6 protein-coding genes are annotated in these 4026 nt (G+C 55.8%); all 6 read right to left on the bottom strand.

Features of this window, described 5'->3' with window-relative positions:
* Window positions 1-107: 107 nt before the first annotated feature.
* The 6 genes from B5F87_RS20125 to B5F87_RS20100 all read right to left on the bottom strand — a co-directional run bounded on the left by B5F87_RS20125 (window position 108) and on the right by B5F87_RS20100 (window position 3902).
* The gene (locus tag B5F87_RS20125) at window positions 108-413 is read right to left on the bottom strand and encodes a conjugal transfer protein TraG (protein WP_087284406.1); all 306 of its coding nucleotides are present in this window, start codon (window positions 411-413) and stop codon (window positions 108-110) included.
* Window positions 410-880 (bottom strand): PcfB family protein, encoded by a 471-nt coding sequence (locus B5F87_RS20120; protein ID WP_087284403.1) that lies wholly within the window; start codon window positions 878-880, stop codon window positions 410-412. The genes B5F87_RS20125 and B5F87_RS20120 overlap by 4 nt, the downstream gene beginning before the upstream one ends.
* A gap of 91 nt (window positions 881-971) precedes the next feature.
* Entirely contained in the window at window positions 972-1736 is a 765-nt protein-coding gene (locus B5F87_RS20115; RefSeq protein ID WP_087284400.1) for a DUF6674 family protein, read from the bottom strand.
* A gap of 45 nt (window positions 1737-1781) precedes the next feature.
* Window positions 1782-2825 carry a hypothetical protein gene (locus B5F87_RS20110; protein WP_087284397.1) on the bottom strand — a complete coding sequence of 348 codons (1044 nt, stop codon included), beginning with the start codon at window positions 2823-2825 and terminating at the stop codon, window positions 1782-1784.
* 14 nt (window positions 2826-2839) lie between these two features.
* Window positions 2840-3556 (bottom strand): antirestriction protein ArdA, encoded by a 717-nt coding sequence (locus B5F87_RS20105; RefSeq protein ID WP_087284394.1) that lies wholly within the window; start codon window positions 3554-3556, stop codon window positions 2840-2842.
* Complete coding sequence (locus B5F87_RS20100; protein WP_343215791.1) at window positions 3549-3902, bottom strand: hypothetical protein; 354 nt, start codon at window positions 3900-3902, stop codon at window positions 3549-3551. The genes B5F87_RS20105 and B5F87_RS20100 overlap by 8 nt, the downstream gene beginning before the upstream one ends.
* Window positions 3903-4026: the final 124 nt, after the last annotated feature.

The following is a 4026-nucleotide window of genomic DNA, read 5'->3' as shown; positions in this document are numbered from 1 at the left end:
GTCCTCGTCCCCTACGGAAAGACGGGAGTAAAGGGCTGTGATTTTGTTGTAATCATTCATGTGCATATCCTCCTGTGCGTCCATGTAGAGTTCCTTTACACTTAAGATTATGCACTCCACCGGGCGGTGCCGTACTCGGCGTCCCGGCGGAATTTCTTTGCCTTCTTGATTTTGGACTGGATAAAGAAGTACATCCCGGCGGCTCCGGCAATCCCCACAAGCAGGTCAAGGCCGCCAAGCCCCGGCCAGTAGTTTTCAAAGGCTACCGGGAAGGTGTCTATCATCCCCATGAGCTTTGTGCCGAAGTCCGCGCCAGGGGCGATACGGTAGGCCGTCCCCAGCTTTGAGAAGAACCAGAACACAAAGAGATACGGCAGGTTCGGGAGCACATATTTTCGGATTTTGTCACTCAACGTCCGTCCTTCACCGCCTCTCTGGTACGCTGCTTCTCCTTCGGCTTCGCCTTGATAAGCTCCGTGAATTTCCGAAGCTGGCCGAGGATGGAGGGCTGTTCCTTGCCCTTATGAAGTACCTTTTCGCTGTACTTCTGCATGACCTGTGTAATATCTCCCGCCTGTGCCGCTTTGAAGAACAGCAGATAATGACCGGGAGACACTTTGCGGAACGCATAATCTACTTCAAATATCTTCGCAATCCGGTCAAAGTCCTTCGGGGCTCCCACATAGGGGATAGATGTTTTATCTCCGTAGTGGTTCATCAGCTTTTTCACACTCTGGCGGCCTTTCGGGGTCAGAGCCTTCTGATGGTGGTTTTTTGCTGCCCGCACGACTTTCGAGAAAGCAGCGGCCAGCACTTTTCCCGTCAGTTTTGAGGCCCGGATTGAAAGGGCCATTGTTCTCTGATTGACTTCTTCCTGCATACAACCTCCTTTCCGTCAGGGCTCCCGCAGGACGGGAGGCCCCCTCGCGTGTACAGGGAGCAGAAAACCCCGGGCCAACATGGCCCGAGGTCTAACGCTCGGCATTTTTGACCGGAGCCTCCTTCGGGGGCTCCGCCTTCGCTTTTTCGCTCTGTTCCCGCATGGCCTGTAAGATGGACGGCTTCTGCGCCGCCTGCTCCAGCCGGTCCAGCCCGGAGATAGCCTTCTGGATGGTCCCCCGCATAGCAAGCAGGCAGGCCCGGTCCGCCTTGTAAGGGACGGCGATGGTCTTTGCCAGTTTTCCCATCGGCTTTGCCTCTTGTACGGCTTCTTTCCCCATCAGAGCCCGGCCCACATTTTTCAGGTGCTTTCCGGCTTCATGGTATTCCGCCGACACGGCCTCGATCTTTTTGATGGCCTGATTATCAAGCTGGATGGCGCTCTCCGTAGTTTTCTGCATGGACGCAAGGCCCTGCCGGAGATGGAAGAAGCGGGCTAGGTTGTCGAGGGACGCCGTTCCCTGTTCCTTAAAACCGGCAAGCGCCTGTTTACAGCCCTCAATGATGTTCTCTTTCAGAGCGGCAATCTGTCCCCGGAGGGCCTCCGCCTTTTCCTCCAATGCGTGGACGGTTTTTTGTAGGGCTGATTTCAGCGGGGATTTCTGCATTTCCTGTAAGTTCTGCCGCATGGCGGCAAGCTGTTCCATCGTCCCGGCAAGCTGCTGTTCCAGTTCCTCCACATGGCGCACAGCGGCCAGCAGGTCTTTGGCGCTGGAATAATTGTTTTCTTTCAGGACGGCCAGCAGCTCCCGGACTTCCTTCTGTTCGGCAAGCCGCCTCTGTTTGGCTTTGCTGATAAAGCTCCCTCCTTTCCGAACCTCGGGCCAGTATGGCCCGAAGTGTTATCGTTCCGGCTCCTTTTTGGCAGGAGCCCCCGGTTCCCGGGGCGGCTCCGCTGTATGTTCCTGCACCGCTTTCAAGATGGACGGCTTCTTTTGAAGCTGGGAGGGCTTTTCTCCCGACAAGGGCCTGATACATTCCAGACGGTCAGCGGCCCGAATGGCATTGTCGGTAAGCTGCCTTTGCCAAGCCCCCACGCTGGGAGCCCAGCGGAACCCGCTGCTTTTCAGCTCTGCCCGGGTGTCAGCGTCAGGCTTGCCGTCAAAGAACACCTGCAAGCGGTTATCCTCCCGGTTCATCTCCACATGGCCGCCGTCAAACTCCCAGCCGGAAAAGGTCTGCTCCGCCCGTCTGGAAAGTTCCTCGATACGGGCTTTAACACGGCGGATCTCCGCATTGTTGTTGGTAAGCTGGTAGCTTTCAAAAGGCTTCGGGGAGCTCCGCCAGCTTGCCGCCATGTCAGATTTCAGCCGCTCGATCTGGCCGGGAGACAACAGGGCACAGCCGTCCAGTGTTCCGTGTTTCCGGTAGTAGGTATTGACTTCCTTCATAATGAGCTGGGAGCGTTCCAGAGAGTCCAGCTTTTTCTGGAGTTTTTCTACCGCCGCCGGGTCGTCGGCGCTGATACCGCCCATGCCGGTACTGCGTATCTTATCCAGCAGCCCTTGAATATGCCGCCATTCCTCCATGTTGCCGTCCCTTGCCCGGTTCTGCTTTTCTTTCTGCCGGACCGGGAAATTGGCAGGCCCCGCAATCATTACGGAGGGCACTCTTGCGTCAATGGCAAAGCCCTGGTTCATGTTCTCCGCCAGCTTGCGGGCGTAGGTGTCCAGCAGATGGTCGATCTTCTCATGGTACATGGGGTCAACCCTTGCTTTCTGGTGTTCCGCCACGGCGGCGGCCTTATCGACCATTGCCCGGTATTCCGCCGTTGCGCTCCCTTCCCGGTAGTCGGAAAAGCTGTTCATTTCCTTTGCGCGCCGGGCGGCTGTCTCATTGATGGGATAATATTTAATCGGTTCACACCTCCTTGCGCTTCGGGCCATGTTGGCCCGAAGTCTTATCGTTCCTTATGGGAAGGCTCCGCTTTGTCCTTTCTCGGAGCAGGCGGGGCTTCTTGAAATTCCCGGATGGCTTTTAAGATGGAGCGGGCCGGTTCCGCCTCCTTCGGATAGGCGAAAACCCGGTGTTCCTTTGGAATGTCCTCCGGGCCGTGGTAATACTCGATAAATACGCCGGGGTCTTCGGCCACATAGCCGCCGGGAGCGAACACGCCGTTTTCCCTGATCTTCACGTCCCGCCCGTATGCCTCATAATCGAAATAGTTCTGGATATGCTCGGGTATCTCAATGGCGTGAAACTCGTCCGCATACAGGCGGCCCAGTTCTTCCTCATTGGATATATCCGGGTAGAAGCGGTAGAGGTCAAGGTTCTGGGCCAGATTGATAAGGTCCTTCACGCTTTCCGTGTGCTTTCCCAAGACAAGAGCGGCTTCGTATTTTTCCAGCTCACCCTTATCCCGTACTCCAAGCAGGGTGTGCGCCAGCTCGTTGAGCTCGTCAATGCCCGCGTATTCATAGAGATAATCATACAGCCCCAGCACGTCGTCACTGTCAAAGCTGGTAAAGAAAACCTCGGTGTACTGCTTTCCGTCAATCCCGATCTTCGCAAGGGCGGCCTGGACCTCCTGCGTGGTGGCCGGGAATTTCAAGGTTGTTCCGACCTCCACCCCGGCCTCGGGATAAAGGGCGGCGTTTGTGATATAGGCTTCAAACATGGGGATTTTCCTCCTTTCCGTCCCCGCCGGTCAGCGCCTCATATATCCCGGCCATGATGTAATCGGCACAGGGAAGGGCGATAGCGTTCCCCAACGCCTTGTAGCGGCTGGAAGAACGGATTTCTTCGCCGTCCGCCCCGTACCTTGTCCATCCCTCCGGCAGCCCCATGAGCCGCTCGCTTTCTGTCTCCGTCACAAAACGGATACAGCCGCCCTCCGGATCATCCTCATACCAGAAGGAGAAGGGCGTCACATCGCTGGCTAAAAGAGTGGGAAAAGGGTCAGTTGGTAAACCGAAGCTGTTTCGGAAGGCCGCCCCTTCCTGCCTTTTTGCTGCGCCCCGCATACGGAATGGTGTGGTATAAAAAAAGTTGACAGTTTATTCTCAAGGATTTCATAATAGAATCATGAGAATAAGGAGGTATTCAAAATGGCACGTAAATATGACCATGAATACAAAGTACAGGCAG

This window comes from Eubacterium sp. An3, from assembly GCF_002159465.1.
Classification (GTDB): domain Bacteria; phylum Bacillota; class Clostridia; order Lachnospirales; family Lachnospiraceae; genus Anaerobutyricum; species Anaerobutyricum stercoris.
Note: the sequence above shows the minus strand (reverse complement) of the source record. Positions and strands in the feature narration are given on the sequence as shown.

Coding starts and splice junctions, on each gene's coding strand:
- B5F87_RS20105 (WP_087284394.1), bottom strand. CDS start 3,556: ATGTTTGAAGCCTATATCACAAACGCCGCCCTTTATCCCGAGGCCGGG.
- B5F87_RS20120 (WP_087284403.1), bottom strand. CDS start 880: ATGCAGGAAGAAGTCAATCAGAGAACAATGGCCCTTTCAATCCGGGCC.
- B5F87_RS20100 (WP_343215791.1), bottom strand. CDS start 3,902: ATGCGGGGCGCAGCAAAAAGGCAGGAAGGGGCGGCCTTCCGAAACAGC.
- B5F87_RS20110 (WP_087284397.1), bottom strand. CDS start 2,825: ATGGCCCGAAGCGCAAGGAGGTGTGAACCGATTAAATATTATCCCATC.